25 protein-coding genes are annotated in these 25,844 nt (G+C 68.7%); 15 read left to right on the forward strand and 10 right to left on the reverse strand.

All coding sequences use genetic code 11. From position 1 onward, the window contains the following. Window positions 1-80: 80 nt before the first annotated feature. The 4 genes from ACWEQQ_RS16970 to ACWEQQ_RS16985 all read left to right on the forward strand — a co-directional run bounded on the left by ACWEQQ_RS16970 (window position 81) and on the right by ACWEQQ_RS16985 (window position 4,770). On the forward strand, window positions 81-806 hold the full coding sequence (locus ACWEQQ_RS16970) for an enoyl-CoA hydratase (protein ID WP_452338313.1): 726 nt from the start codon (window positions 81-83) through the stop codon (window positions 804-806). A 41-nt stretch (window positions 807-847) separates the two neighbouring features. After that, on the forward strand, window positions 848-1,969 hold the full coding sequence (locus ACWEQQ_RS16975; protein ID WP_452348821.1) for an MBL fold metallo-hydrolase: 1,122 nt from the start codon (window positions 848-850) through the stop codon (window positions 1,967-1,969). A gap of 35 nt (window positions 1,970-2,004) precedes the next feature. Further along, window positions 2,005-2,325, forward strand: coding sequence for an antitoxin (locus ACWEQQ_RS16980; RefSeq protein ID WP_379435866.1), 321 nt, complete (start codon window positions 2,005-2,007; stop codon window positions 2,323-2,325). 171 nt (window positions 2,326-2,496) lie between these two features. Next, window positions 2,497-4,770: an ATP-dependent DNA ligase gene (locus tag ACWEQQ_RS16985; RefSeq protein ID WP_452348822.1), complete on the forward strand. Its 2,274-nt coding sequence runs from the start codon at window positions 2,497-2,499 to the stop codon at window positions 4,768-4,770. Window positions 4,771-4,779: 9 nt separating this feature from the next. Here the strand turns inward: ACWEQQ_RS16985 and ACWEQQ_RS16990 are convergent, their stop codons facing one another. After that, a complete protein-coding gene (locus tag ACWEQQ_RS16990) occupies window positions 4,780-5,424 on the reverse strand; it encodes a cysteine hydrolase family protein (RefSeq protein ID WP_452348823.1) in 645 nt (214 codons plus the stop codon). A gap of 123 nt (window positions 5,425-5,547) precedes the next feature. Next, a complete protein-coding gene (locus tag ACWEQQ_RS16995) occupies window positions 5,548-6,546 on the reverse strand; it encodes an SDR family oxidoreductase (RefSeq protein WP_452348824.1) in 999 nt (332 codons plus the stop codon). Between ACWEQQ_RS16995 and ACWEQQ_RS17000 the strand changes: the two genes are divergently transcribed. The 4 genes from ACWEQQ_RS17000 to ACWEQQ_RS17015 all read left to right on the forward strand — a co-directional run bounded on the left by ACWEQQ_RS17000 (window position 6,546) and on the right by ACWEQQ_RS17015 (window position 10,573). After that, window positions 6,546-6,722: a hypothetical protein gene (locus tag ACWEQQ_RS17000; protein WP_452348825.1), complete on the forward strand. Its 177-nt coding sequence runs from the start codon at window positions 6,546-6,548 to the stop codon at window positions 6,720-6,722. The genes ACWEQQ_RS16995 and ACWEQQ_RS17000 overlap by 1 nt on opposite strands. A 161-nt stretch (window positions 6,723-6,883) precedes the next feature. Beyond that, the gene (locus ACWEQQ_RS17005; RefSeq protein WP_452348826.1) at window positions 6,884-9,010 is read left to right on the forward strand and encodes an ABC transporter ATP-binding protein; all 2,127 of its coding nucleotides are present in this window, start codon (window positions 6,884-6,886) and stop codon (window positions 9,008-9,010) included. Next, window positions 9,007-9,771, forward strand: a complete 765-nt coding sequence (locus ACWEQQ_RS17010; RefSeq protein WP_452348827.1) for an energy-coupling factor transporter transmembrane component T family protein — start codon at window positions 9,007-9,009, stop codon at window positions 9,769-9,771. The genes ACWEQQ_RS17005 and ACWEQQ_RS17010 overlap by 4 nt, the downstream gene beginning before the upstream one ends. A 163-nt stretch (window positions 9,772-9,934) precedes the next feature. Beyond that, window positions 9,935-10,573 (forward strand): ammonium transporter, encoded by a 639-nt coding sequence (locus ACWEQQ_RS17015; RefSeq protein WP_452348828.1) that lies wholly within the window; start codon window positions 9,935-9,937, stop codon window positions 10,571-10,573. Window positions 10,574-10,611: 38 nt separating this feature from the next. Here ACWEQQ_RS17015 and ACWEQQ_RS17020 read toward each other — a convergent pair whose 3' ends face one another. Next, window positions 10,612-11,889 (reverse strand): lipase family protein, encoded by a 1,278-nt coding sequence (locus tag ACWEQQ_RS17020; RefSeq protein ID WP_452348829.1) that lies wholly within the window; start codon window positions 11,887-11,889, stop codon window positions 10,612-10,614. 245 nt (window positions 11,890-12,134) lie between these two features. Between ACWEQQ_RS17020 and yczE the strand changes: the two genes are divergently transcribed. The 3 genes from yczE (at window position 12,135) to ACWEQQ_RS17035 (ending at window position 13,800) form a co-directional block, all read left to right on the forward strand. After that, window positions 12,135-12,776 (forward strand): membrane protein YczE, encoded by a 642-nt coding sequence (yczE, locus tag ACWEQQ_RS17025; RefSeq protein ID WP_452348830.1) that lies wholly within the window; start codon window positions 12,135-12,137, stop codon window positions 12,774-12,776. Between the two features lie 84 nt (window positions 12,777-12,860). Next, entirely contained in the window at window positions 12,861-13,286 is a 426-nt protein-coding gene (locus tag ACWEQQ_RS17030; protein ID WP_452348831.1) for a DUF4260 family protein, read from the forward strand. Next, window positions 13,279-13,800, forward strand: coding sequence for a TetR/AcrR family transcriptional regulator (locus ACWEQQ_RS17035; RefSeq protein ID WP_452348832.1), 522 nt, complete (start codon window positions 13,279-13,281; stop codon window positions 13,798-13,800). The genes ACWEQQ_RS17030 and ACWEQQ_RS17035 overlap by 8 nt, the downstream gene beginning before the upstream one ends. 22 nt (window positions 13,801-13,822) lie before the next feature. Here the strand turns inward: ACWEQQ_RS17035 and ACWEQQ_RS17040 are convergent, their stop codons facing one another. Next, window positions 13,823-14,974 carry a lipase family protein gene (locus tag ACWEQQ_RS17040; RefSeq protein WP_452348833.1) on the reverse strand — a complete coding sequence of 384 codons (1,152 nt, stop codon included), beginning with the start codon at window positions 14,972-14,974 and terminating at the stop codon, window positions 13,823-13,825. Window positions 14,975-15,354: 380 nt separating this feature from the next. Between ACWEQQ_RS17040 and ACWEQQ_RS17045 the strand changes: the two genes are divergently transcribed. Further along, a complete protein-coding gene (locus ACWEQQ_RS17045; protein ID WP_452348834.1) occupies window positions 15,355-15,735 on the forward strand; it encodes a hemophore-related protein in 381 nt (126 codons plus the stop codon). Window positions 15,736-15,908: 173 nt separating this feature from the next. On the opposite strand, the gene ACWEQQ_RS17050 is transcribed toward ACWEQQ_RS17045, so the two are convergent. Then, on the reverse strand, window positions 15,909-17,363 hold the full coding sequence (locus ACWEQQ_RS17050; RefSeq protein WP_452338101.1) for a flavin-containing monooxygenase: 1,455 nt from the start codon (window positions 17,361-17,363) through the stop codon (window positions 15,909-15,911). Between the two features lie 95 nt (window positions 17,364-17,458). Here ACWEQQ_RS17050 and ACWEQQ_RS17055 point away from each other — a divergent pair, with 95 nt between their 5' ends. Further along, window positions 17,459-18,526, forward strand: a complete 1,068-nt coding sequence (locus ACWEQQ_RS17055) for an AraC family transcriptional regulator (protein ID WP_452348835.1) — start codon at window positions 17,459-17,461, stop codon at window positions 18,524-18,526. On the opposite strand, the gene ACWEQQ_RS17060 is transcribed toward ACWEQQ_RS17055, so the two are convergent. The 4 genes from ACWEQQ_RS17060 to ACWEQQ_RS17075 form a co-directional block, all read right to left on the reverse strand. Beyond that, window positions 18,507-19,286 carry a metallophosphoesterase gene (locus ACWEQQ_RS17060; protein ID WP_452348836.1) on the reverse strand — a complete coding sequence of 260 codons (780 nt, stop codon included), beginning with the start codon at window positions 19,284-19,286 and terminating at the stop codon, window positions 18,507-18,509. The genes ACWEQQ_RS17055 and ACWEQQ_RS17060 overlap by 20 nt on opposite strands. Before the next feature lie 135 nt (window positions 19,287-19,421). After that, window positions 19,422-20,210 carry an RluA family pseudouridine synthase gene (locus ACWEQQ_RS17065; protein WP_452338099.1) on the reverse strand — a complete coding sequence of 263 codons (789 nt, stop codon included), beginning with the start codon at window positions 20,208-20,210 and terminating at the stop codon, window positions 19,422-19,424. A gap of 46 nt (window positions 20,211-20,256) precedes the next feature. Then, on the reverse strand, window positions 20,257-21,615 hold the full coding sequence (locus ACWEQQ_RS17070; RefSeq protein WP_452348837.1) for a WS/DGAT/MGAT family O-acyltransferase: 1,359 nt from the start codon (window positions 21,613-21,615) through the stop codon (window positions 20,257-20,259). 159 nt (window positions 21,616-21,774) lie between these two features. Then, window positions 21,775-22,500, reverse strand: coding sequence for a HalD/BesD family halogenase (locus ACWEQQ_RS17075; protein ID WP_452348838.1), 726 nt, complete (start codon window positions 22,498-22,500; stop codon window positions 21,775-21,777). Between the two features lie 222 nt (window positions 22,501-22,722). Between ACWEQQ_RS17075 and ACWEQQ_RS17080 the strand changes: the two genes are divergently transcribed. Next, on the forward strand, window positions 22,723-23,586 hold the full coding sequence (locus ACWEQQ_RS17080) for an LLM class flavin-dependent oxidoreductase (RefSeq protein ID WP_452338096.1): 864 nt from the start codon (window positions 22,723-22,725) through the stop codon (window positions 23,584-23,586). A 12-nt stretch (window positions 23,587-23,598) separates the two neighbouring features. Here ACWEQQ_RS17080 and ACWEQQ_RS17085 read toward each other — a convergent pair whose 3' ends face one another. Further along, complete coding sequence (locus ACWEQQ_RS17085; RefSeq protein WP_452338095.1) at window positions 23,599-24,003, reverse strand: hypothetical protein; 405 nt, start codon at window positions 24,001-24,003, stop codon at window positions 23,599-23,601. A 252-nt stretch (window positions 24,004-24,255) separates the two neighbouring features. Between ACWEQQ_RS17085 and ctaD the strand changes: the two genes are divergently transcribed. Further along, window positions 24,256-25,844 (forward strand): aa3-type cytochrome oxidase subunit I (gene ctaD / locus ACWEQQ_RS17090; protein ID WP_452348839.1); only part of this gene is annotated, 1,589 nt, incomplete at its 3' end.

The raw sequence follows: 25,844 nt of genomic DNA on the forward strand, positions 1-25,844 counted from the left end.
GCCCGACGGTACGCGCACTTAGAGTGAAAGCCGATCATGGGTCGAAAGCGCAGGTGAGTTGGACAGTGGGAAAGAGACAGATGCTCGGAGTCAGCCGCGATGGCGAGGTAGTGACCATCGAACTGCAGCGTCCGGATCGCCGGAACGCCCTGAACGAGGAGCTGATCGGGCAGCTGCACGCGGCGCTCGAGGAGGCCGCGACCTCGGCCCGCGTGATCGTGCTGACCGGCCAGGGGCCGATCTTCAGCGCGGGCGCGGATCTGGACGGTGTGTATTCGGACAGGTTCCTGACGGGGCTGCTCGGCATGCTGCGCACCATCGAGACGATCCCGGTGCCGGTGATCGCGGCCATCAACGGCGGGGCGCTGGGCGCGGGCGTGCAGCTGGCCCTGGCGTCGGACCTTCGGGTCATGACGCCGGACTCCTTCATCGCCGTGCCGGCGGCGAAACTCGGTATCTCCGTGGACCGTTGGACCGTGCGCCGGTTGTCCAACCTGATCGGGCCCGGCCCGGCGCGCACCATTCTGATGGGCGCCGAGCGGGTGCAGGCCGCGGACGCGTACCACTTCGGCTTCGCCAACCGGATCGGCACGCTGGCCGACGCGCAGGCCTGGGCCAAGCAGATCGCCGAACTCGCGCCGCTGTCGCTGCGGCATCTGAAACTGGTGTTCAACGACGACGACACCCGCGGTACCGACTCCCTCGAGCAGACCGCGGCGCTGGACGCGGCGTGGCAGAGTGCCGACGCACAGGAGGCGCGCGTGGCACGCCAGGAAAAGCGGCCCGCGAAGTTCGAGGGCAAGTGAAGGGGCAGCGCGCGACCGCGAATGCGCGGAAACTGGTGGGTATGTCTGCGGGTGCATTCGGTCTTTCCTGGTTGGTGCGGGCGGCGTGGGGGATTCCCTCCGCCATGGGCGCCTCCATGTCCGCCATCGCGACGACGGCGCGCGGGGCGACCACCTATCGGGATCGGCAGTTCCACAACACCGAACCGAGCAGCCAGATCATCGGTTCCCCGCTGGAGCTGCTGTATCAGCTGGCCACCCAGCGCAACCGGGGCCGCCCGGCCGGGACGATCCCGCTGGTGACGCCCGCGCTGCCGGAGCGGGCGGCGGACCTGGCCGTCACCTGGTACGGGCACGCCACCTGCCTGATCGAGGTGGACGGCTACCGGGTGCTGGCCGATCCGGTGTGGAGCGAGCGGGTCTCGCCGTCGCCGCTGGTGGGTCCGGCCCGGCTGCATCCGGTGCCGTCGCCGCTGTCGGCGCTGCCGGCGCTGGACGCGGTGCTCATCTCGCACGACCACTACGACCATCTGGATCGCGACACCGTGATCGAGCTGGTGGACAGTCAGGACTGCGTGTTCATCGTGCCGATCGGCATCGGCGCGCATCTGCGGCATTGGGCGGTGCCCGAGCATCGCATTGTCGAATTGGACTGGGCCGCTTCGGTTTCGCTGTCGGAGCTGCAGCGGGATCACGGTGACGGCACCGATCTGGTGATCACCTGCGCGGAGGCGCGGCACTTCTCCGGCCGCGGGCTGGTTCGCAACACCACGCTGTGGGCGTCCTGGTCGATCGCCGGTCCCACCCGCCGGGTCTACTTCGGCGGCGACACCGGCTACACCAAGGCCTTCGCGGAGGCGGGTACGCGGCTGGGCCCGTTCGACCTGACCCTGCTGCCCATCGGCGCCTACGACCGGCACTGGCCGGATGTGCACATGAACCCCGAGGAGGCGGTGCGCGCCCACGCCGATCTGTGTGTCGGCGATGCGGGTTACGGGCTGCTGGTGCCGATCCACTGGGCCACCTTCAATCTCGCCTTCCACGGCTGGTCGGAGCCGGTCCGCCGGTTGGTCGAGTCGGCGGAGGCGGCGGGGACACGTATCGCCGTGCCGAAGCCGGGCGAGCGGATCGACCCGATTGGCCTCCCACCACGGGATTCGTGGTGGGAAGATGTTCGCCAATAACGGACCGAGATTGAAGGAGCAGCGCTGTGAGTCTCATGGACACGCTCAAGGGCTTGGTCGGCAAGGGCAAAGAGGTGGCGGCCCAGAACGCCGAGAAGATCGAGCAGGCGGTCGATAAGGCCGGACATGTGATCGACGAGAAGACCGGGGGGAAGTTCTCCGCCCAGATCGACAAGGGCGCGGAGGCGGTCAAGTCGGCCATCAAGCCCGAGGCGGTCGCCGAGGCGCCGGCCGCGGCCCCCGCGGAGGCTCCCGCAGCCGAACCGGCCGCGGAGCCGGCACCCGCCGCGGCGGCGGCCGAACCGGCCCCGGAACCCGCTGCGGAGGCCGCGGAGGGCGAACAGCCCAAGGCGTAATCGTCGCGGCGTCGCGCAGTGGTCGCACCGGTCGTTCCACGGGCTGTTCGGGAGTGGCGGGGTCCCCGTCGCTGACCTGAACGGCCCGTTGGCATTTCACGGATGGCGCGAATTCCTCCGGGGCGCTTCGGGTTGCCGGTTTTTGCCGGGACCCGGACCTAAACTGCTGTCATGGGGTCCCGCAGGGATTTCGGGGGTATCGAGGTTGGGCTGACCAACCTCGACAAGGTGCTGTACCCGGCCACCGGGACCACCAAGGGGGAGGTCATCGACTATTTCACGGCCATCGCCCCGGCCCTGCTGCCGCATATCGCGCAGCGGCCGGTGACCCGCAAGCGGTGGCCGAACGGGGTGGACGAGCAGTCGTTCTTCGAGAAGAACCTGGCCGAGCACGCGCCGAAGTGGCTGGCGCGGCGGACGGTTCGGCATTCCGACCGGCCGGTCACGTACCCGCTCATCGACAATCTCGCGGGCATGGCCTGGCTCGGGCAGCAGGCGGCGCTGGAACTGCATGTGCCGCAATGGCGTTTCGACGGGGCCGAGGTCGGGGACATCACCCGCCTGGTGTTCGACCTGGATCCCGGGCCGGGGGCCGGGCTGGCGCAGTGCGCCGAGGTGGCGCTCATCCTGCGGGACGTGGTGCGCGAGGTGGGGCTGGAGGCATACCCGGTCACCAGCGGCTCCAAGGGAATTCACGTCTACGTGCCGCTGGACCGCAGACTCGGGCCGAACGGGGCGTCGGCGGTGGCCAAGCAGGTCGCCACCAACCTGCAGCAGCTGCGGCCGGAGCTGGTGACGGCCACCATGGCGAAATCGGCGCGCGGGGGCAAGGTATTCCTGGACTGGAGCCAGAACAATCCGGCCAAGACCACCATCGCGCCGTATTCGCTGCGCGGGCGCACCGAGCCGTGGGTGGCCGCGCCCCGGGCCTGGCCGGAGATCGAGAAGCCGAAGCGGCTGCGGCACTTGCGCTTCGACGAGGTGCTACGGCGCTGGCATGAGCAGGGGGATCTGCTCGAAGGATTGGACGAGCCACTGCCGGAACCGGTTCCGGACCGGCTCGACACCTACCGCTCCATGCGTGACCCGCGGCGCACACCCGAACCGGTCCCGCCGGGCCCGCCAGACGCCGGTCCGGGGAATCGGTTCGTGGTGCAGGAGCATCACGCCCGGCGGCTGCACTGGGATGTCCGGCTGGAACGCGAGGGCGTGCTGGTGTCCTGGGCGGTGCCCAAGGGCCCACCCACCGATACCGGCGAGAACCGCCTGGCCGTGCACACCGAGGACCATCCGATGGAGTACCTCACCTTTCACGGGACCATCCCCAAGGGCGAGTACGGCGGCGGCGAGATGACCATCTGGGATACCGGCACCTACGAGACCGAGAAGTGGCGTGACGACGAGGTCATCGTCTGGCTGCGCGGGCAGCGGCTGACGGGGCGGTACGCGCTGATCCAGACCAGCGGCAACCAGTGGCTCATGCACCTGATGAAGGATCAGACGCCGCCGGGGATGGAAGGCGATGGGGCGCAGCCGGTTCCGGCCGCGCCGCGCACCCCCGCGCCCATGCCGCGGGGGCTGAAACCCATGCTGGCCACGGCGGGTGATGTCGGGACCCTGGACGCCGAGCACTGGGCCTTCGAGACCAAGTGGGACGGGTTCCGGCTGATCGCCGAGATCGAGGACGGCGCGGTCACGCTGCGCAGCCGGGCCGGGCATATGGTCACCGGGAAATATCCGGGCCTGGCGGTGCTGGGTTCGGAACTGTCCGGGCACAGCGCGGTGCTCGACGGCGAGGCGGTGGTCTTCGACGATCACGGCGGCGCGAATCTCGGCCTGCTGCGGGAGGATTCGACGCGGGCGGTCTTCCTGGCCTTCGACCTGCTGTATCTGGACGGCACCTCGCTGATCCGCAAACGCTACGACGACCGGCGGCGGGTGCTGGAAGCCCTTGCCGGGCAGGCGCGTTCGCTGATCGTGCCGAGACAGCTGGGCGGGCCGGGTGCGGAAGCCCTGCGGTACAGCCAGGATCACGGCATGGAGGGCGTGGTCGCCAAGCGGCGGGACTCGGTATATCTGCCCGGGCGGCGCGGGCAGTCGTGGATCAAGACCCGGAACTGGCGGACGCTGTCGGTGGTGATCGGCGGCTACCGGAGATCGGAGGTGCGGCAGTTCGCTTCGCTGCTGGTCGGTGTTCCGCACGAGGGGGAGCTGTACTACCTGGGCCGGGTCGGCACCGGGTTCAGCGAGCAGGAGATGAGCGACCTCGCCGATCGGCTGCGCCGCCTGGCACGCAAGACCAGCCCGTTCGACAATGAACTCACCGCCGACGAGCGCAAGGACGCGGTGTGGGTGACGCCGAAACTCACCGGCACCGTGCGCTTCATGAACTGGACCGAGACCGGACGACTCTGGCATCCGGCCTGGATTCCCAGCTCCGACTGACCGTTTCGGCTAGCTCGACTTCTCGAGCAGCGGCACGATGGTGTCGATGTCGGTGACGATGGCGTGGCCCTGGAAGGCGAAATCGTCCCACGCGCGCTGCTGTCCGGGCTCGTCCCGCCCGCCGACGCCGTCCCGGATCACGACCGGGATGAAACCCAGATCGGTGGAGTGGCATACGGTCGGCGCGATGCCGATCTCGAGCGCGACGCCGACGATGGCGTACGCGCCGATCCCGAGGTCCCGCAGGGTGGAGGCCAGCGGGGTGCCCTCGAACGCCGACATCGAGGTCTTGTCGAAGACGGTCTCGCCCGCTTGCGGCCGAAGCTCCGGCACCAGCTCGAATCCCGGGGTGTCCCGCTGCAGCATCGGCACCACCTCGTCCGCGGAGTCCACGCCCTGCCAGGTCATGGCCATGCGCAATGCGAAGGTTCCCATGAGGCGCTTCGGCAGGAAGAAGTGCCGCAGGAAGATCACGGGGTAGCCGCCGCGCCGCGCGGCCTCGACGACCCGCGCGACCCGTTCGGTGATCGCCGGGCCGGCGTCGAGCTGCCCGAGCACCCCGACCTGCATGTCGTACACGACGACCGCCATCTTCTCCGGCGAGCACACGTCCTCGAGCGTCTCCGGAATCTCCAGCCCGTTCCCGCGCCGCATAAGCCCTCCGCAATCTCCCACTGCCCCACCCTCTTTCGCCACCCTACCCCGCCGGCGAACCATGATCGGGGACCTCGCGGTGCGGGGGAATCGGGCGACATCCCTCGGTGGAAGCTCCCTGACTCAGGCGGCGGAGCGGGCTGGGCGGGGCGCGGGCACCAGGCCGAAGTGGATGAGGCTCTCCGCGGTGTCGAGCAGGGAATCCGCCACGGGGCGCATGGTCCAGTTCAGGTCGTGCTCGGCCTTGGCGGCGCTCAGCTGTGCTGCGCGGCCGAGGAAGCGGACGGCGGTGCGGGCGTCGGGGTTGAACCGGGCGCTCAGGCGGACGAGCCAGTCGGGGAGCACGCGGGTCGCGACCCGATAGCGCTGGGCGAGGATCTGCGCCATCTGCGGGAAGGAGAGTTCCTCGCCCGCGCAGATGTAGCGATTGCCCGCGGCCTGCGGGGTTTCCATGGCGAGCCGATGCGCCACCGCGAGGTCGCGGACATCCACGGTCGCGAAGCTCAGCCGGGGGACGCCGGGCATGCCCCCGGCCAGCAGGACGCGAATGCCGTCCACCGAGGTGCCGGCCTCGGCGCGCAGGATGGGGCCGATGATCATGCCCGGATTGATCACGGCCAGTTCGAGATTCGGGTGCTGCGCGGCGAAGTCCCAGGCGGCGCGCTCGGCCAGGGTCTTGCTCTTCTGGTAGGCGTCGCACTGTTCGGTGTCGGACCAGTCCGCCTCGGTGAGCAGATGCCCTTCGTTGCCGACCTCGACCGCCGCGATGGAGGAGGTCACGACGACCCGTTCGACACCGCTCCCGGCGGCCGCCCGCAGCACCCGCAGCGTGCCGTCCACGGCGGGGCGGACGAGTTCGTCCTCGTGCTCGGGAACGCCGGAGGGGAAGGGTGAGGCGGTGTGCAGCACGTAGCGGCAACCCGCGACGGCCGTGGCCCAGCCCGCGTCCGAGCCCAGATCGGCCTCGGCCAGCTCGACGCCGGGCAGGAGTTCGGCCACCGCGGTGGCGCGGGCGGCCGAGCGCACGGTGCCGCGCACCCGATAGCCCTGGCCGAGCAGCTCCTGGATGACATGGCCCGCGACATAGCCGGAAGCGCCGGTGACGAGAACGAGATCGGACATTGCCTGACGCCGAAACCCTGGCCCTGGCCTGGTGGTCGCTGGCCCACGGCATGGCCGCCCTCACCGTCGACGGCAAATTCGGCCTCCGCGCAACCCAATCCGGCACCACCCCCGAAGCCCTCACGACCCGCATCACCCACATCTTCGCCAACCTCATCGACCAGCGTCCGGCCTAGCGGCCGGGAATGTGGGCCGATCTGCGGGAGGGTCGGCCATGCCATAGGGGCTGGTGTTTCCGCTGATCGACCGCCGATATTTGTGGCGGCACTGCCTGCAGTCTGTGGAGATGTTGAGAGGTCGCGGTGGGTTGGGGTGCGGACACGGCAGACTGGTAGGCGTGACCGATTCGTACCGGATTCGCGGCGGCCTGGCCGAGCAGGTTGGCGTGTCCCGCGCCGGGAGCAGCGCTGGGGCGACGCTTCCCACAGGGGCGTTGCGGCCCATCGAGCTGGCCGCGTCCGCCGTGCTGGGCGGGGCGACGGTGGGGCTGGTGACCCTCGGGTCGCTGGTGCCCTTCGCCGCGGCACTGCAGCTGGTGGCGGCGGTGCCCATGGGGATGCTGGCGCATCGGCACCGGTTCCGGGCGCAGCTGGCGACCACCATCGCGGGGGCGCTGGTGACGTTCGTCGCGGCGGGGCTGCTGCCCGCCGAGAACCTGGTCGGCGTCGCGGTGATCGGTGGGATCATCGGCACCGTCAAGCGCAGGCGAGGCGGTCTGCCCGCGGTGGTGGCGCTGTCGGCGGTGGCCGGATCCGCGATGGCCGCCCTGACGGTCGGCATGCTGCTGGTTTTCGCCCAGTCACGGCACCTGCTGTTCGACAGCATCCGCAACTCCGCGGCAGGCATCGAAAACCTTGCGTCGCGCCAGTCTTCGCTGGAACCGCTGGGCCGTGCCGTGTCCGACTACACCGACACCGTGCTGCACTGGTGGTGGGCCTTCGTGGGCGGCGGCATCATCGCCGCCATGGTGGTCAGCGGAGTGTTCTCCTGGTTCGTGCTCGGGCGGGTGCTGGATCGCCTGTCCTGGCTGCCGGGCCGCGACAGCCTGCTGGAAGCGCCCGCGGATCCGCGTCCGGTCGCGCCGCTGCCGGTCAGCTTGCGGGAGGTCGCGTTCCGATACGAGGGGGCGCAGACCGATGCCCTGCACGATATCGATCTGACCGTCGACGTCGGCGAATTCGTGGCGGTGGTCGGCCACAACGGGTCCGGAAAATCCACGCTCACCAGGATTCTCGCGGGTCGCCCGCCGACCGCGGGCACGGTCACCCGGCTGGGCGCGGCCGGTCTGGGCGTGCGCGGCGGCACCGCGATGGTGTTGCAGCGACCGGAGAGCCAGACGCTGGGCGTGCTCGTCGCGGATGACGTGGTGTGGGGCCTGCCCACCGCCGATGCCGCGGCCGTCGATATCGACGGATTGCTGTCCGAGGTCGGCCTGGCCGGGATGGGCGGCCGCGAAACCTCGACCCTGTCGGGTGGCCAGCAGCAGCGGCTCGCGGTGGCCGCTGCCCTGGCCCGGCAGCCCACGCTGCTCATCGCCGACGAGGCGACCTCGATGATCGACCCCGAGGGTCGTCGCGACCTGGTCGCACTGCTGGCCGACCTGCCGCGCCGGCATCCGATGGCCGTGGTCCTGGTGACCCATCACGAGGCGGACGCGGCTGCCGCGGACCGGGTCGTCCATCTGGAACAGGGCCGCTCGGTCGGCCATCTGCCCGCCTGGCCGCGCCCCGTTCGCGATCCACGCCGCCGGCCCATGGGCGACGCCGTCCTCGAATTGCGGGGCGTCGGCCACACCTACAACCGCGGCACCCCCTGGGAAGCGCCCGCCCTGCACGACATCGACCTGAGCGTCCGCCGCGGCGAAGCCCTGCTCATCGTGGGCGGCAACGGTTCCGGCAAGTCCACGCTGGCCTGGATCATGGCCGGGCTGACCACGCCCACCGCCGGCACCTGCGTGCTGCGCGAACCCATGGGCACCACCCGTCCGGTGCACAAGCGGATCGGGGCCGTGCAGCTGGCCTTCCAGCATTCCCGCCTGCAATTGCAGCGCCAGGACGTCGGCACCGAGATCGAGGACTGGGGTGGCCGCGGCAGTTACGCGGTCGCGCGTGCCCTCGACGCCGTGGGGCTGGATCGGGCGCTGGCCTCGCGCTCGGTCGAGGAGCTCAGTGGCGGGCAGGCCAAGCGGGTGGTGCTGGCGGCGATCGTGGCGAGCCATCCCCAGGTGGTGGTGCTCGACGAGCCGCTGGCCGGACTGGATCCGAAGGGCCGCGCCGGAGTGGTGGAACTGCTTGCCCGGCTCCGGGATTCGGGCCTGACCCTCATCGTCATCTCGCACGACGTGTCCGACATGGCCGCGGTGTGCGACCGCACCGTCCACCTGCGTGACGGCCGCCTCGTCGAGAACGGTGCCGCCGCAGTGCACGACAACCGGATTCAGGATTTCACCGGAGGTGTCCGATGAGCAGCGTCGTGCTCCGCGAGGTCCCCGTCGACAGCCCCGTGCATCGACTCTGGGCCGGTACCAAGATGATCGGCGTCTTCGCCGTCAGCGTGCTGCTCATGTTCATCCCGTCCTGGGCGCTGCTGGGTGTCGCGTCGCTGTTCCTGGTGGCGGTGTTCCTGCTGGCGAAGCTGCCGCTGGGCACGCTGCCCCGGCTCCCGTGGTGGATCTGGGCGGGCGTGCTGATCGGGGCGGCCATCAACGCGCCGGTCGGCGCGTCGGCGCTGCTGCGGTACGCGCAGGTGATCCTGTTCGGCTTCCTGCTGCTGGGTGCGTCGTTCCTGGTCGCCTGGACCACGCCGATGGGTGAGGTGGCGCCCGCGCTGGCCAGATTGGGTGCGCCGCTGAAGCGCATCGGCTGGACACGCCATGGGGTCCGGCACGCGATTCCGGTGGACGAGTGGGCGGTGGTGGTCGCGCTCACCCTGCGCGGCCTGCCGCTGCTGCTGGAAGAGATGCGCATCCTGCGCGCGGCTCGCAAACTGCGGCCCAAGGATTCGCTGCTGCATCGGGCGTCGGAGAACCCGCTGGTCGACATTCTGACCGCGAGCATGGCGGTCTCGAGCCGGCGGGCGGGCGAACTCGGCGAGGCCATCACCACCCGCGGCGGCACCGGCGAGCTGACCGCCCGCCCGGGATCGCCGGGGCGCGCGGACGTGGTGGCGCTGCTGGTGGTGGCTTTGGTGTGCGCCTTGGGAATCGGCATCGAACTGCTTTTTTAGCAACACTCGAGCGGAAAATAATTCGGGCTGTCGGTGCCGCGCGCTACCGTGTCTGCCAGTAGAACGCGTTGCCGATGCAGCACGGGCTCACAGTCGCAAAGGGGGGAATTCTTTCAACTGAGCCGTGTGTTGCCACAAACACCTGATCAAGATTGGAAGACCCATGATGCTGCGCAAGATCACCGCTGTCGCCGCGCCGGTTGTCACGGCAGTCGCCATCGCCGGAGCCGGTGTGGCACACGCGGATCCGGCGGTGCCGGACATCGGTTACCAGGCCCAACTGGTCGGCAATACCGTTGTCACCACCCTCACCAACGGCAGCTTCGAGCTGGCCGGGCGAGCGGTGAACATCAAGGACTCCGCGGGCGCGACCGTCCTCAGCCTGCCGCTGGCCTTCGAGCAGGACGGCCTGAGCTACCCGGTGCCGGGCACCGTCAGCGATGACGGCGCCACCCTGTCCCTGACCGCGGTCAAGGATGTGGCCGCGGCCACGCCGGCACTGCACCCGGTGGCCTCGACGAACGAGAATCAGCACGCGATGGAGGCGTTCAGCACCCAGTTCGGCATCGGCACGGCCATCGGCAGTTTCCTGGGCCTGGCGGTGGGCGCGGCGGTCGGCGCGATCGGATTCCTCGGTGGCGCTTTCGGTCTGGCGACGGTCCCGGTCGCCGCGGCGGTCGGCGCGGTCATCGGCACCCTGGTGGTCGGCGGGCCCGCCCTGCTCATCGCCGGCATCGACCTGATCAACACGCTGAACGCGGCGCCCGGCACCACCAAGTGGGCCCAGCCCGGCGACCAGTAACGCTCTGGCGCGGGTGCACCGGCCGCTGCGGACGATCGTCAGCGGACGGTGCACCCGGCGTCCACCGGGTCGCCATCGAAGCGATCGGACAGAAAGTTCATGGCCCCCAAGGCTTCTCCGGCAGCGGCCGGATTGTGGCCCGGTATCGCCGAGTGCACGGCGGTCAGGTTCGCGCCCAGCGCGCAGTAGCGGTCCACCAGCGCGCTGAAGCCCGCCGACGGAATCACGTCGTCGTTGTTGCTGTGGTACAGGTACAGCGGCACGTCGGGCGCCCAGCCGCCCAGCTCCTGATGGCTGGTGGCGGCCCGGAAGGCTTGGCTGTCAAGGATGTCCGGGACGCTCGAGTAGTCGTCGACGTGCCCGAAGAAGTGGCGGGCCACCAGATCGCCGCCGCAGGAGGTCGCCTCCTGCGCCAGCAGCGCCCGGCCGCTGTCATTGAGCGTGTCCGCCAGTCCGGAGCCGGAGTCGTTGCGGGCCAGAGCGAGCAGGATCAGCACCGCGAGCCCAGCCTGATAGCCGCCGTCCACGCCGCGCGCGATGGCGGGGATATCGGCGGGCACGCCACCGGAGGTCGCACCCGCGAACCAGATCTCGGGCGCATAGCTCGCCCGCAGCTGCATGGCCCACAGGGTGGCGAAGGCGCCGCCCGAGTAGCCCCAGGCTCCGAGCGGGCTGGAGTCCGTGGTACCGAGTGGGGCAAAGGATTTGGCGGCGCGCACGCCGTCCAGCACGGCCCGGCCGGAGTTCACGCCGTCGAAGAATCGGGACTGCGGGCCCTCGTAGTCCGACACCACCACGGCCCAGCCGCGGCGGAACGCCTCGGCCAGGAAGGGCACGTCCAGCAGGGTGGTGGCGATGGAGAAGTCGCGCCCGCCGCGCAGCGCGAACGATGGGGCGCAACGGGTTCCGAGGCTGTCCTCGGCGATCTGATACGACAGCAGCGGGCGATCGCCGGGACCGGTCCAAGGTGTGAGAGGCGTCATGACGGTGGCCACATCCGCGGCGGCTACCCCGGCGGAATCGGTGGTGCGGTACTGCACCTGCCAGCCCGCCACCGGGAGCGGCAGCCCGAAGACGGCGATGGGCCGGGAGTTGAGGATTGCCCCGTTGGCGAACTCTCCCAGGTCGATCGGCGCCGCGTAGAACGGATCATTGTCGGGATAGGGGATGTCGGCGCGAGTGCCGGGCACCGCGACCGCCGCCGCCAGCAGGGTCACCGCGCCGATCAGCCCGGCGCGCCACCAGTGCCGAACCTTATGTGAGCGCACCGTGAATTCGCGCGTGCGTACCCCGAACCCTGCGCCGTCCCGCCGCATAACGCCTCCAGCGTCGAACCATCCGACGCTCCAGACATCACGGACCCGCTGCTCGCGCCGACAAGAATTCCGGCGCATCGGAGAAACAAAATTACGTCGGGCCGGTCCTCGCGGTCAACGCGTCTCCGCGCGTCGTAACTACGGCGTTGCGCGGTTTCTTGTACGAAAAGATATATCCAGCTTGGTATCCAGATCTTTTCGACTGGCTCTACCGGTTACATGCCAGTTGTCGCCATGCTCGGTCAATGTTGTTGCGCCGCCTCATCGCCCTGTATGTCGGACTCTGGTTGTACGGCTTCTCCATGGCCGTGATGATCCGCGCCGCGCTCGGCCTGGATCCGTGGGATGTGTTCCACCAGGGCGTGGCCGATCAGGTGCCGCTGAGTTTCGGTACGGTCGTGGCGATTACGGGCGCGGCGGTACTGCTGGCCTGGATTCCCCTGCGGCAGCGGCCGGGTCTGGGCACGGTCAGCAATGTCGTGGTGATCGGCGTCTCGGTGGACGCGGGGCTGTGGTTGCTGCCGGAGTTGCACGCGTTGCCGATCCGGATCGCGGCCATGGCCGCGGCGGTGGTGCTCAATGCGATTGCGACAGTGCTCTATATCGGCGCGGGCATGGGGCCGGGTCCACGCGATGGCCTGATGACTGGCCTGGTTCGGCGTACGGGCAAGCCGGTGTGGGTCATCCGGACAGGGCTGGAGGCGACGGTATTGTCCGCCGGTTGGATCCTCGGCGGCAGCGTCGGAGTGGGCACGGTCGTGTACGCGTTCGCCATCGGACCGCTGATCCAGCTGATGATCCCGTACGTGGATCGGTTCCTGCCGGGCTTCCATCCCGCGGAACCGGCTGGTTCGCCCGCCGCGGAGGCGGAGCCGATGGCCGCCTGACCATCCGGGGTTGACGGGCTAACGGCGTTAGCCTAACGTGGTGGCTAACAACGTTAGCCCCAGTTAGAAGCCTCGGAGGGTCCGATGACCACCATCGCCGCCAACCTGCCGGCCACCACCGATCACCGCCTCCCGGCCCTGGTCCGCAAGGCCGGATGGATCTCCTGGACCGTCTTCCTCGCCGCCTTCGCCATCCTCGAGGGCGTCAACCACGGCACCGGCTCGTGGCTGGCCCTGACGGCCGGCCTCATCGCCCCCGACCTCACCTTCTTCGCCGCCATCGGCGCCAAAGACCCTGTGCAGCAGGGCCAATTGCCCCGCCGGGCCGTCCCCTTCTACAACACCGCCCACCGCACCTGGATCCCCCTGGCCCTGGCCGTCGCGTACACCTTTGCCCCCCTCCAGATCCCGGCCCTGTTCACCTTCCTGCTGGCCTGGATGCTGCACATCGGCATCGACCGCATGGCCGGCTACGGCCTCCGCACCGCGGACGGATTCCTCCGTGCCTGACCCGACCGGACCACTCACCGAGCGGCAGCGGCAGATCGCCGCCGCCGCTCGCACCCTCTTGGACACCCAGGGCCCCGAGGCCTTGACCATGCGAAACGTGGCCGAGGCCTTGGGTATCAAAGCCCCCTCCCTCTACAAACACGTCCCCGACAAGACCGCCCTCGAAACCCTGGTAGTGGCCCAGGCTTTCACCGAGGTGGCGCAGGCCCTGGAAACCGCCTCCGCCCGGGGCCTCCCGGGTGTGGCGCAGGCCTACCGCGACTACGCCCTGGCCCACCCGCACGTATACCGCCTCATGAACTACCGCCCACTCCGCCGCGACCTACTCCCGCCCGACCTGGAAGAGCGCACGGCACAACCACTCGTCACGGCCGTCGGCGGCGACCCGGCCCGTGCCCGCGCCCTCTGGGCTTTCGCCCACGGCATGGTGAGCCTCGAAATCGACGGCCGCTTCCCCAACAACGCCGACCTCGCGGCCGCCTGGCAATCCGGCCTCGCCGCCTTCGGCGAGTAGCGGCCGATCCTGCATGCACGCCTCAGCGCACGTCGCAGCCGGGGGACATCGGTTTGCCGGCGAAGCGGTCGGACAGGAAGTTCATGGCTCCCAGGGATTCCACGACTGCCGCTGGGTTGTGGCCGGGAATCTGTGAGTGGATGGCGGTCAGGTTTGCGCCGAGGGAGCAGTAGCGGTCGACGAGGGCGCTGAAGCCTCCCGCCGGGATCACGTCGTCGGCATTGCTGTGGTAGAGGTACAGCGGGGTATCGGGGGCCTGGGCGCCCAGTTCCTGACGGATGGCGGCGGCCTTGAACGCTTGGCTGCCGACGAGATTCGGTGCGGTCGAGTATTCGTCGAGGTGCCGCATGGCGTGGTGGACCACCAGGTCGCCGGCGCACGAGCTGGCCTCTCGGGCCATCAGCGTGCGGCCGTTGTCATTGAGGATCTTGGCCAGTCCGGTGCCGGAATCGTTGCGCGCCAGGGCGATCAGGATGAGCACGGCGAGCCCGGCCTGGAAACCGCCGTCCACCCCGCGCATCATGGAGGGGATGTCCACGGGCACGCCGCCGGAGGTCACGCCCGCGAACCGGAGCTCGGGTGCGTAGCTCGACCGCAGCTGCATGGCCCACAGGGTGGCGAAGGCGCCGCCCGAGTAACCCCACGCGCCGAGTGCGCTGTTGGTGGTAATGCCCAGCGGGGCAAAGGATTTGGCGGCGCGCACGCCGTCCAGCACGGCCCGGCCGGAGTTGACGCCGTCGAAGAAACGGGACTGCGGGCCCTGGTAGTCGGACACCACCACCGCCCAGCCGCGCCACAGCGCCTGCGCCAGGAACGGGACATCCAGCAGCGTGGTGATGATGGAGAAGCCGCGTCCGCCGCGCAGCGCGAACGATGGCGCGCACCGCGTTCCGAGACTGTCCTCGGCGACCTGGAACGCCAGCAGCGGGCGATCACCCGGCCCGTTCCACGGGGTATCGGGCTTCAAGACCGTGGCCATATCGGCGGCGGCCTCGCCATTGGAGCCGGTGGTCCGGTATTGGACCTGCCAGCCCGCTACCGGCAGCGACTGCCCGAACACCGAGATCGGCCGGGAGTTGAGAATCGACCCGTTCGCGAATTGTCCGAGGTTGGCAGGCGCCGCGTAGAACGGATCGTTGTCGGGGAAGGGGATATCGGCGCGGGCGCTGGGCACCGCGATCGCCGTCGTCAGCAGTGTGACTGCGCCGATCAGTCCGGCGCGCCACCAGTATCGAATTGTTCGCGATAGTTTGGTCGATCTATTCGTGCGTTTCCCGAACCGTGCGGCATCGAGCTTCAAAACGCCTCCAGTGTGTATCGGCCGACGCTCCAGATACCACGGACCACTGCTTGCGCCGCCAAGAATTCCGGCGCACGGGAGAACAAACTATGTGGCCTGGTACGCGCGGTCAACGACGACTCGCGCGTGGAGACAAAGGTGTTGTGCGGAGTCCAGCGCTCCGGCCCCCGATGCCCTCGGCTACCCTTCGGTCCGGCCCGGACGAGGGCCGGTTGTCATCCGCAGATCCAGCTACTACGAAAGGTTGGTCTCACATGAGGTTGATCAGTGCGCGGTACGCAGGCGTGATTGCAGTGACGATTGCCGGATTCGCCGCCGGTGCGGCGCTGTCCGGTGCGGGAGTGGCGGGCGCCGATCCGATGAGCGATCTCGAACCGTTGCTGAGCTCGAGTTGCTCGTTCGACCAGATCGACGCCGCCTTCCATCAGGTGGAACCCGAGGTCGCGGCGCAGCTCGATGCCGCACCCGCGCGCAAGGCCGCGTTCCGGATGGCCTACGACCAGCCGATGTGGCAGCGGCGCATCGCCTTCCAGGCCCTGCTCGTCGAACAGCAGCAGGTGGGCGCGCCCACCGACATCAACTCGGACTTCGGTCCGCACCTGCGCCAGGTCACCGACATTTGCCACCGGTACTGACCAACGGATTGCCCTTCTGATTCTCATTGAGCGGTGAAGCCGAGGAATCGGGAAGGTTCGGTGCTGGTGGAAGACGGCCGCAGCAGATCACTCGGTGTCCGCTGCCAGCACCGTGTTCCCCACCGAGGTTGAGATGACCTGGTGGGCAAGGAATTTCGCGTACCAGTTACCGATCAGCCCCGGATCGGGGTGAAGGTGTAGTCGGGGAGGCGCAGGGCGCGGGTGCGGCGGCGGTAGCGGTGGGTGGTGGCGGGCCAGTTGTTGGTGATGCGGCCCGAGGGCGTCCGATACCAGCTGGTGCAGAAGTTCCACGGGGTGCGGGCCAGGCGCTGCTGAAGGGCATCGTTGAAGGCCAGTTCGACCTCGGGTCGGACTTCCAGATAGGTGCGCGGTCGTTCGGCGAGGAGTTGCAGGGCGTGGCGGATGTAGCGCGCCTGGGATTCGATCATGTAAATGACGGATCCGACGCCCAGGTTGGTGTTGGGGCCGTAGACCATGAACATATTGGGGAATTCGGGGACCGTGATGCCCAGGTAGGCATGGGCGCCGCCGTCCCACACGTCGCTCAGGTTGCGGCCGCCGCGGCCCCGGATCTTCATGGGCCACAGGAATTCCGTGCCCTTGAAGCCGGTGCCGTAGATGATGACGTCGGCCTCGTGCAGCACGCCGTCGGCGGTGCGGACGCCCTCGGGGACGATTTCGCTGATGGCGGTGGTCTCCACGTGCACATTGGGCTGGGTGAGGGCCGGGAAGTAGTCGTTGGAGAACAGTCCGCGCTTGCAGCCGATGGGGTAGTCCGGGGTGAGCTTGGCGCGCAGCTCCGGATCGGCGACCTTCACCTCCAGATGTTTCTCCGCGATCCGCGCGATCGCGCGCACGATGCCGGGGAACTCGACCAGCCCCAGCGATATGAACTCGCCGAGCAGCCACCACGAAAGGCGTTCGGCCTTCGGCATTCCCGGAATCGAGATGAGGATCCGCTGATGCACCGGCTTGTAGTCGGTGTCGAATTTGGGCAGCACCCAGGCGGCGGTGCGCTGGAAGACGGTCAGATGAGTGGCCCGCGGCTGGATCTCGGGAATGTACTGGATCGCGCTGGCCCCGGTCCCGATGCAGGCCACCCGCTTGCCGGCCAGTTCGACCCCGTGATCCCACCGCGCCGAATGGAAGGATTCCCCGCCGAACACCTCGATGCCCGGAATCGGCGGCATGGCCGGGCGCGACAACTGCCCGACGGCCGGGACCAGCACGTCCGCGGTGCGCGTCACGCCGTCGGCGGTGCGCACCGTCCACTGCCCGGTCGTCTCGTCGAACTCCGCCTCGGTGACCTCGGTCCCGAACACGATGTGGTCCAGCAGCCGATGCCGCTCGGCGATCCCGCGCATGTACGCCCAGATGTCCTCGCGTGTCGAATACCGCTGCCGCCACTTCGGTCTGGGCTCGTGCGCGAACGAGTACAGCGGCGACGGCACATCGCAGGCCGCCCCGGGGTAGGTGTTCTCCCGCCACACCCCGCCCAGGCCGGCCGCCTTCTCCAGGATGGTGAACTCGCGGAAGCCATTGCGTTGCAACTCGATCGCCATGCCGAGCCCGCCGAATCCGGCGCCGATGATGATGACGGACGGCATTGTGGTGCTCCTCACATCGAAGACTCTTCTCACTGTAGGAGCGAGCGTTCGATTTGGTGGGCGACCGGATCGAGAATTTCGGCCATAATCAGGCTATGGGCACGGTGCAGGAGGCGGGGATTCGCGACTGGAATTTCCCGCGCGGCGTGGCGAGTGTCGCCCTCATGGTCGGATTCGCGCGCGAGCACGGTGTCCCGGCCGCCCGCATGCTGCAGGGCAGCGGATTGAACGAGAAGCAGCTGGCCAATCCGGACGAGCAGATCGACGCGCACACCGAACTGGCGGTGATCCGGAACCTGGTGCGCGAACTGGGCGCCCGCCCCGACCTCGGGCTGGAGGTGGGCCGGCGGTACCGCATCACCACCTTCGGCATCTTCGGCTTCGCCTGCGTCAGCAGTCCCACCCTCGGTGAGGCCATCTCCCTCGCCCTGCGCTACCTGGAGCTCAGCTTCACCTTCTGCATTCCGGCGGCCCGCTGGCGGCCGGGTGAATTCATGGCCCGCATCCACGACGAGCGGGTGCCCGCCGACGTCCGCCGCTTCCTGGTGGAACGCGACGTCACCGCCATGTTCCAGATGCTGTCGGACCTGATGGGTCACCGCGTCGAACTGCTGCGCGCCGACTTCGATTTCGAGCCGCCGCCCGACCTCCGCCTCTACACCGAAATCTACGGACTGACACCGAATTTCGAGGCCGAGCACAATGTGTTCACTATGGATCCGGCGATCCTGGAGCAGCCGCTGCCGCAGGCCAACGAGCACACCTGGGCCATGTGCCTGGCGCAGTGCACCGAACTGGTCTCCCGCCGCCGCGCCCGCACCGGCATCGCCGCCGAGGTGCGGGCGCTGCTGGTGCCGCGCGGCGGCCTGGACGGTTTCGCGGTGCCGCCCGGAATCGATTCGGTGGCAAGGGATCTCAATATGAGCACCCGCACCCTGCGCCGCCACCTGGACGCGGCGGGTACCAGCTACCGGCAGCTGCTGGACGAGGTGCGGCGCGCGCTGGCCGAGGAAATGCTCACGGCCACACCGCTGTCGGTGAGCGATGTGGCGATCCGGCTCGGCTACGCGGAGGCGTCCACCTTCATTCACGCCTTCAAACGCTGGACCGGCACCACGCCCTCGGCCTACCGGCGCGGCGCGCTCACTCCGTCGGTTCGCTGAGCCAGCCGCCCATGGCGATGGGCCGGAACATCGACAGCAGCCGGCCGTCGGTAATGGAGTGGAAGATCATCGACGGGTCGGGCGCGAAATCGATCGGCACGTGCCCCGGTGCGGCCGTTTCCCATTCGCAGCCGATGGTGGAGGAGACGCTGGGCGCCACGATCAGCGGCTTGCCCGCGAACTGGGTCATGAGCCCGGCGTGCACGTGCCCGGTGAGGACGGCGGCGATGCGGCCGTCGCCCGCCACGATCTCGGCCAGGCGCTCCGGATTGGTGAGCCGGATGGGATCCACGACGGTGGACTGCACCGGCACCGGCGGATGATGCATGGCCACCAGCACCACCTCATCGGCGGGGGCGGCTGCTAGGACCTCGGTGAGGAAGTCGTAGGTCTCGTCCTCGAGCAGGCCCTCCGGTTTGCCGGGGATGCTGGAGTCCAGCAGGGCCAGGGTCACGCCGTCGATCCGATAGGACTGATTGATGGGTCCGGTGCCCGAGGTGGCGGGGAAGAGCACGCTGCGCATATTGGCGCGGTCGTCGTGATTGCCGGGCAGGATCAGCACGGGCAGATCGGCGGTCAGGGCCGCGCGCGCCTGCTGGTACTCCTCCACATCGCCCTCGTCGGCGATGTCGCCGGTGACGATGATGACGTCGGGTCGCTGCGGCAGCTCGGCGAGAAAGGCCATCACCCGTTCGGCGCGTTCGACATTGCGGGCGCCCATATTGAAATGGGTGTCACTGAGCTGAGCCAGCAGAACCATCGGCGTTCGCTTTCTGTGAAGGGCAGCATCATTGCGCCCGGCTGTGCCGCCGCACCGCGGTCACCCCATTCAGGCTAATTGACCTGCCCTGATGCGGTCTCGGTGAGACCCGCCACCCAATATAGCGAAGTCGTATCAATGACCGGTCGATGTGGTGCGGGTCATGAGTTCGCCTGCGCTGCTCAACAGTTGCCGCGGATCGGTGGTGACCGGGGTGTCGCCGATCCGCCAGAAGTCGGCGCCCGGCTCGGCCTCCAGTTCGAGTGTGCCGGTGGGACGCCAGGACGCGTCCAGGGTCAGACGCCACGAATGCAGATGGGTGCGGGGAAATGCGCCGGTCCGGTCGAACAGCGGGTCGCCGACGATGGGGTGACCGATCCAGGCCAGGTGCACGCGAATTTGATGCCGCCGACCGGTGATCGGGCGCAGTGCCAGCACGGTATGGGAATCGGTGCGGGCCAGGGTGGTGAATTCGGTAACCGACGGATAGCTCTTGCCCGCCGCCACGTCCTGCTCGTCGACCAGCCAGGTGTCGCCCGCGCGGTGAATGCTCTCGCGGGGCGCGGCGATTCGCACCCGATTCTTGCGGCCCACACTCAGCGGCAGATCGATGACGCCGCGGTCGGGCAGGCCCGTGGAGGCGGTGACGGCCAGGTACGTCTTCTCCGCCGTGCGCTTGTTGAACTGCCGGGTGAGCTGCCCGTGCGCGGACAGCTCCTTGGCCAGCAGGACGAGACCCGAGGTGACCTTGTCGATCCGGTGCACCGGATACAGCGTCTCGCCCTGCGCCGCGGCCATTTCCACGATGTCGGTGTCGTGGCGTTCGCCCGTCACCGAGATCCCGGCCGGCTTGTTCAGGGCCAGGACCGCCTCGTCCTCGAGGATCAGGCACTCGGTGCGCAGTTCGGGCCACGATGTTTCCACGCGGACCAGCGTAATGAGGCCCGGCGCGGCCCGGTGCCACGAGGCGTCAGGCGACGGCTCGCTCCAGCTCGGCCAGGCCGTTCTCCAGATGGTCGGTCATGCGATCGAGATCCGGCACGGTGCGGCGGCAGCCGACCAGGCCGAAATCCAGATTGTCGCCGTTGGTGGTCAGCGTGATGTTCATGGCCTGCGATTCGAACGGAATCGACAGCGGGTAATTGGCGTCCAGGCGCGCACCCTGCATGTAGACCGGTTTGCGCGGCCCGGGCACATTCGAGATCACCAGGTTGAACGGCATACGCGGCAGTGCTTCGAAGCCCGGTAGTAGCGACACCCCGAACGGCGTCATCAGCGCGGCGGACAGCAGCATGGCCTCCAGCTTCGGCAATTGCGTGAACACCCGTTTGGCGTCGCGCATGGAGGTGCTGATGGTTTCCAGCCGGATCGCCGGATCCGCGACGTGGGTGCCGAGGTTGGCCAGGCAGGCCGCCACCAGATTGCCCTCGGAGGTATCGGATTCGGCGGCGCTGCGAATGTTGACCGGCACCATGGCGATCAGCGGCTCGTCCGGCAGTGCGTCACGCTCGAGCAGATAGGCGCGCAGCGCGGCGGCGCTCATGGCGAGCACGATGTCGTTGACGGTGGCCCCGGTGGCCAGCCGGACGGCATTGATCCGCTCCAGCGGCCAGGACCGCACCGCGATGCGCCGGGCCCCGCCGATGGAGGTGTTGAGCACGGTGCGCGGGGCGGTCATGGGCAGGGTGAGCCGCCCGTCGATGGCGCCCCGCAACGGCGCGGCGATCGATCCGGTGGCGCGCAGGATCCGCGGCACCGCCCGGCGCAACTGCGTCCAGGGGCTTTCGGGTTCGGGGCTGTCGTCGCGCGGCACCGGCGCCGTGCCCCACGGGACGGTGAGCCGGCTGTCGAGCGGGTCGTCGGTGAGGGTGCGCTGCAGCAGCCGCATGGCCGAGACGCCGTCGATGAGGGCGTGGTGCATCTTCACGTAGACCGCGAAGCGGCCGTCGGACAGGCCCTCGATGAGCCGGGCCTCCCACAGTGGGCGGTGCCGGTCCAGCAGGATGCCGTGCAGGCGCTCGGTGAGGTCCAGCAGGTCACCCATGCCGCCGGGCGCCGGCAGTGCGGAACGCCGCAGGTGGTAGCCCAGATCCACGGTCTCGGCGTGGGACCAGGCGAGGCTGGAGAAGCCGCCCAGCAGCCGGCTCGGTTTGCGCCGGAATCGGGTGCGGACATCGGTTTTCGCGGCCATCGCCTCGAAGAGCTCGTGGGTGAACTCGGGGCCCGCGTCGGCGGGCGGCTCGAACAGCTGCAGACCGCCCACGTGCATGGGATGCTCGCGGGATTCGATGGCCAGGAAGATCGCGTCGAGAGGGTTGAGCAGGTCCATGGGAGCCGCCTTAGCCGGGTGGGGCACAACTGCCCGGAGCGGATACGGTGCGGCGACGCTGCCCCCCGCTGCGTTAACGGTTAATCAGGCTATCACTCTATATGATTCGGCCCACATCGACCTGTTGGCGCAAACTCCCAGCTCTGCACGGCGTGTCCGTTATCGGGGCGTGAGTTCGACAGCCCGCCACGGGACTTCCCGCTCGGTGTCGGTCCGCGCCGCGAAGGTCATGGCGACGATCGTGCGGCGGCCGTGCGCGAAGGGGTGCACGCGGTGCAGGGTGGTGTCGGCGCGCATCAGGTAGAGGTCGCCGGGCTGTATCTCCCAGGAGTGGATCGGATTGCGGGTCAGGGTCCGGTAGATGTCGGCGTGGTCCCAGTCGCGGCGGGTGTGCGCCACCGTCTGCACGAAGCCGCCGTCCGCCAGCGGCGGGCACTCCACCACCAGGACGAGGGCGAAAGCGTAGTCGTCCCAATGCCATTGGTCGACCGAGTCGTCGTGGTGCAGGCGGCTGACGCGGTAGCGCTCGGCCTCGGGGCAGGCCAGGACCGGTTCGGCGGCGACCACGGAAAGGCTGTGCCGCAAGGGTTCACAGTCGTAGAGCTGCGGGATGCAGAAGGCGTGGGCGGCCACCTCCTGCTCGGTCAGCTCGACCTGCTGCCGGGCCAGGCCCTCGCCCTCGGGCAGCAGGTCGCCCCACTGTTTGTGATGATCGAGCAGGGTCAGCGCCTCGGCGGCGAGGACCCGTTTGACCCGGTGCGGGAGCAGAAATCCCAGCCGTGCGATTCCGGTCTCCGCCAACCGGTTCCGCGCGTGGTGCAACGCCGAGGGATCCACTCCCCTCAGGTGCCGTAGGGCGATGTCCACCGTGCTGTGAGCCGGCATCGCGCACGTCCCTTCACCCGGCCGTCGCGAACGGCCCACTGCCGAAAAGACCGGGTCGTGACCCGGGCGACCCGGTCTCAATTGTATTCCGTTGCCCGGCAACGACTATGGAATCGGGTTGCCAGTTGATCACGATCTGAGACGGCTGGTGCCGCCTGGACGCGCCGAATCCGCCCGATTTCGCCCGGGCGCCCCCGGCAGCGCGGTAGCTTGATATTCGCTATGGCGGATTACGGGCATGAGCTCCGGTTCGGGATCTTCGTGCCGCCCGAGGCGGCGCGCGGGCGGCTGCTGCTGCGCCTGGTGCGGCACGCCGACGAGTCCGGGCTGGAAGTGCTGGCGGTGCAGGATCATCCGTATCAGCCCGCCTTCCTGGACACCTGGACCCTGCTGTCCTATCTGGCCGGCGTCACCCGCAACCTCACCCTCATGCCCGCGGTCGCGAACCTCCCGCTGCGCCCGCCCGCGGTGCTGGCCCGCAGCGCCGCCAGCCTGGACCTGCTCAGCGGCGGCCGGGTCGAACTGGGCCTGGGCGCCGGCGCGTTCTGGGACGCCATCGAGACCATGGGCGGCACCCGCCGCAGTCCCGGCCAGGCCCTCGCCGCGCTGCGCGAGGCCATCGCGGTCGTTCGCGCGCTGTGGGGTGAGGGTGAACGCTCGCAGCTGGCCGGCCAGTTCTATCCGCTGCGCGGCGCGAAACCCGGTCCGCGCCCGGCCCATCCGATCGGCATCTGGCTCGGCGTCTACGGTCCCCGCGCCCTGCGCCTGACCGGTGAACTGGCCGACGGCTGGCTCGGCAGCGTCGGCTACGCCCCGCCCGCCACCCTGACCGCCATGATGACCGCCATCGACGCCGCCGCTCGCGGGGCGGGTCGCGTCCCGGCCCTGATCCGCCGCGCCTACATCATCGACCCCACCATGACGCCCGGCCAGCTCACGGAAGTGGCCCTGGCCCACGGTATCAGCGAATTCCTGCTCCCCGTCGACCCCGGCGGCGACCGCGCCACACACCATTTCGCCACCGAGACCGTGCCCGCGGTCCGGTCCGCGGTCGCCTCGGCGCGCGCCGGTCACCCGGTTGTCTAGCCCCGAAGACAGCTATCTGGCCCCGAAGAATCGGTTGTGCATGATCTGACGGATGGGGGAGAGCAGTCCGTCGAAGGTCACCCGATCCGAGCGGACGGTGTGCAGGCTGGCGTCGCCGCGCCTGGGGTCCTCGCAGATGACGCGCAGCTTCTTGGCGTTGCTGTGCACCGCGCCGAGCGTGAGGGTGACGGTGCCGTCGGCGCCGACGATGCCCCACGGACCGCTGATATCGGACGCCGCGATCTGGCACTTGTTGTCCGGCTTCTCGCCGGTGACCCGGGCGGTCACCTCGGTGCGGCCCTGGATCACGGCCTTGGGTTCGCCATGGGCATTGGTGGCGGCGCCCACGGCGAGCACGGTGCCGAGGCTGCCGACCACGGCGACGGTGAGAACGCGGGTGCGCAGTGATCGAGACATAGCACCGATATTGGACCCTGCCTCGTGAGTATTTCGTGATGGCGGGGGATGAACTGCCAATGAACAACGCACCAAACCTGTTCGAGACCGCCATCGACGCGCAGGGTTGCCCTGCAGTATCTTGCATTCCAATCGCTGTTCATTCCGACCGGAGTGTTTTCGGCGAGGATCGATTTGCTGTCGGTACGCTGTGCGCCGTTCTATGTGCCCTGATTGGTAGAAGCTGGACGGAACCCTCCCGAGGAGGATGTGGTGACTGCAGTTGCTCCAAAGCCCGAACAGAATCTCGAGGCGATCCGCCCGTATCCGCCGCGACACGGTCCCAAGGGCTCGTTCGTCCTCAAGGTGATCACCACAACCGATCCCAAGATGCTCGGGATGATGTACCTGACCACGGCCATCAGCTTCTTCCTGATCGGTGGCCTGATGGCGCTGCTCATGCGCGCCGAGCTGGCGCGGCCGGGCATGCAGTTCCTCTCGACGGAACAGTTCAACCAGCTGTTCACCATGCACGGCACGATCATGCTGCTCTTCTATGCCACCGCCATCGTGTTCGGATTCGCGAATGTGGTGCTGCCGCTCCAGATCGGCGCGCCCGACGTGGCGTTCCCGCGCCTGAACGCGCTCAGCTACTGGCTGTATCTGTTCGGCGGCACCATGGCGACCGCCGGCTTCCTCACCCCGGGCGGCGCGGCCGACTTCGGCTGGACCGCCTACACGCCGCTGTCGGACATCGTGCACTCCCCGGGCGTGGGCGGCGACCTGTGGATTCTGGGTCTGGCCGTCTCCGGCCTGGGCACCATCCTCGGTGGCGTCAATATGATCACCACCGTGGTCTGCCTGCGCTGCCCGGGCATGACACTGTTCCGGATGCCGGTGTTCGTCTGGACCATCCTGGTGACGAGTTTCCTTGTCCTGATTGCCTTCCCGATCCTCACGGCCGCCCTGTTCGCGCTGGCCTTCGACCGCCACCTGGGCGGGCACATCTACGATCCGTCGAACGGCGGCAGCATCCTCTTCCAGCATTTGTTCTGGTACTTCGGGCATCCCGAGGTGTACATCGTCGCGCTGCCGTTCTTCGGGATCATCTCCGAAGTCATCCCGGTGTTCTCGCGCAAGCCGATCTTCGGTTACACCACCCTGGTCTACGCGACCTTCGCCATCGCGGCGCTGTCGATCGCGGTGTGGGCGCACCACATGTACGCGACGGGCGCGGTGCTGCTGCCGTACTTCTCGTTCATGACCTTCCTCATCGCGGTGCCGACCGGCGTGAAGTTCTTCAACTGGATCGGCACCATGTGGCGTGGTCAGCTCACCTTCGAGACGCCCATGCTGTTCGCGGTCGGGTTCATCGTCACCTTCCTCTTCGGTGGTCTGTCGGGTGTCATCCTGGCCTCGCCGCCCCTGGACTTCCACGTGTCCGACACCTACTTCGTGGTCGCGCACTTCCACTACGTGCTCTTCGGCACCATCGCCTTCGCCACCTATGCCGGCATCTATTTCTGGTTCCCGAAGATGACCGGCCGCATGCTCGACGAGCGCCTGGGCAAGTGGCATTTCTGGACCACCTTCCTCGGCTTCCACGCCACCTTCCTGGTCCAGCACTGGCTGGGTGCGCAGGGCATGCCGCGCCGCTACGCCGACTACCTGCCCAGCGACGGATTCACCACGCTGAACACCGTTTCCACCATCGGGTCGTTCATTCTGGGCGCGTCGGTGCTGCCGTTCGTGTGGAACGTCTTCAGCTCCTACCGCTACGGCGAGGTCGTGACCGTGGACGACCCGTGGGGCTACGGCAACTCCCTCGAATGGGCGACCTCCTGCCCGCCGCCGCGGCACAA

Source organism: Nocardia sp. NPDC004123 (assembly GCF_053603795.1).

Bases quoted from the DNA above. Each gene is read 5' to 3' on its own strand.
- ACWEQQ_RS16970 (WP_452338313.1), top strand. From the start codon at position 81: ATGCTCGGAGTCAGCCGCGATGGCGAGGTAGTGACCATCGAACTGCAG.
- ACWEQQ_RS17050 (WP_452338101.1), bottom strand. From the start codon at position 17,363: ATGCCGTCCGTCATCATCATCGGCGCCGGATTCGGCGGGCTCGGCATG.
- ACWEQQ_RS17085 (WP_452338095.1), bottom strand. From the start codon at position 24,003: ATGTCTCGATCACTGCGCACCCGCGTTCTCACCGTCGCCGTGGTCGGC.
- ACWEQQ_RS17030 (WP_452348831.1), top strand. From the start codon at position 12,861: ATGACCACCATCGCCGCCAACCTGCCGGCCACCACCGATCACCGCCTC.
- ACWEQQ_RS17015 (WP_452348828.1), top strand. From the start codon at position 9,935: ATGATGCTGCGCAAGATCACCGCTGTCGCCGCGCCGGTTGTCACGGCA.
- ACWEQQ_RS16975 (WP_452348821.1), top strand. From the start codon at position 848: ATGTCTGCGGGTGCATTCGGTCTTTCCTGGTTGGTGCGGGCGGCGTGG.
- ACWEQQ_RS17010 (WP_452348827.1), top strand. From the start codon at position 9,007: ATGAGCAGCGTCGTGCTCCGCGAGGTCCCCGTCGACAGCCCCGTGCAT.
- ACWEQQ_RS16980 (WP_379435866.1), top strand. From the start codon at position 2,005: ATGGACACGCTCAAGGGCTTGGTCGGCAAGGGCAAAGAGGTGGCGGCC.
- ACWEQQ_RS16995 (WP_452348824.1), bottom strand. From the start codon at position 6,546: ATGTCCGATCTCGTTCTCGTCACCGGCGCTTCCGGCTATGTCGCGGGC.
- ACWEQQ_RS17020 (WP_452348829.1), bottom strand. From the start codon at position 11,889: ATGCGGCGGGACGGCGCAGGGTTCGGGGTACGCACGCGCGAATTCACG.
- ACWEQQ_RS17055 (WP_452348835.1), top strand. From the start codon at position 17,459: ATGGGCACGGTGCAGGAGGCGGGGATTCGCGACTGGAATTTCCCGCGC.
- ACWEQQ_RS17060 (WP_452348836.1), bottom strand. From the start codon at position 19,286: ATGGTTCTGCTGGCTCAGCTCAGTGACACCCATTTCAATATGGGCGCC.
- ACWEQQ_RS17070 (WP_452348837.1), bottom strand. From the start codon at position 21,615: ATGGACCTGCTCAACCCTCTCGACGCGATCTTCCTGGCCATCGAATCC.
- ACWEQQ_RS17080 (WP_452338096.1), top strand. From the start codon at position 22,723: ATGGCGGATTACGGGCATGAGCTCCGGTTCGGGATCTTCGTGCCGCCC.
- ACWEQQ_RS16985 (WP_452348822.1), top strand. From the start codon at position 2,497: ATGGGGTCCCGCAGGGATTTCGGGGGTATCGAGGTTGGGCTGACCAAC.
- ACWEQQ_RS17045 (WP_452348834.1), top strand. From the start codon at position 15,355: ATGAGGTTGATCAGTGCGCGGTACGCAGGCGTGATTGCAGTGACGATT.
- yczE (WP_452348830.1), top strand. From the start codon at position 12,135: ATGTTGTTGCGCCGCCTCATCGCCCTGTATGTCGGACTCTGGTTGTAC.
- ACWEQQ_RS17075 (WP_452348838.1), bottom strand. From the start codon at position 22,500: ATGCCGGCTCACAGCACGGTGGACATCGCCCTACGGCACCTGAGGGGA.
- ACWEQQ_RS16990 (WP_452348823.1), bottom strand. From the start codon at position 5,424: ATGCGGCGCGGGAACGGGCTGGAGATTCCGGAGACGCTCGAGGACGTG.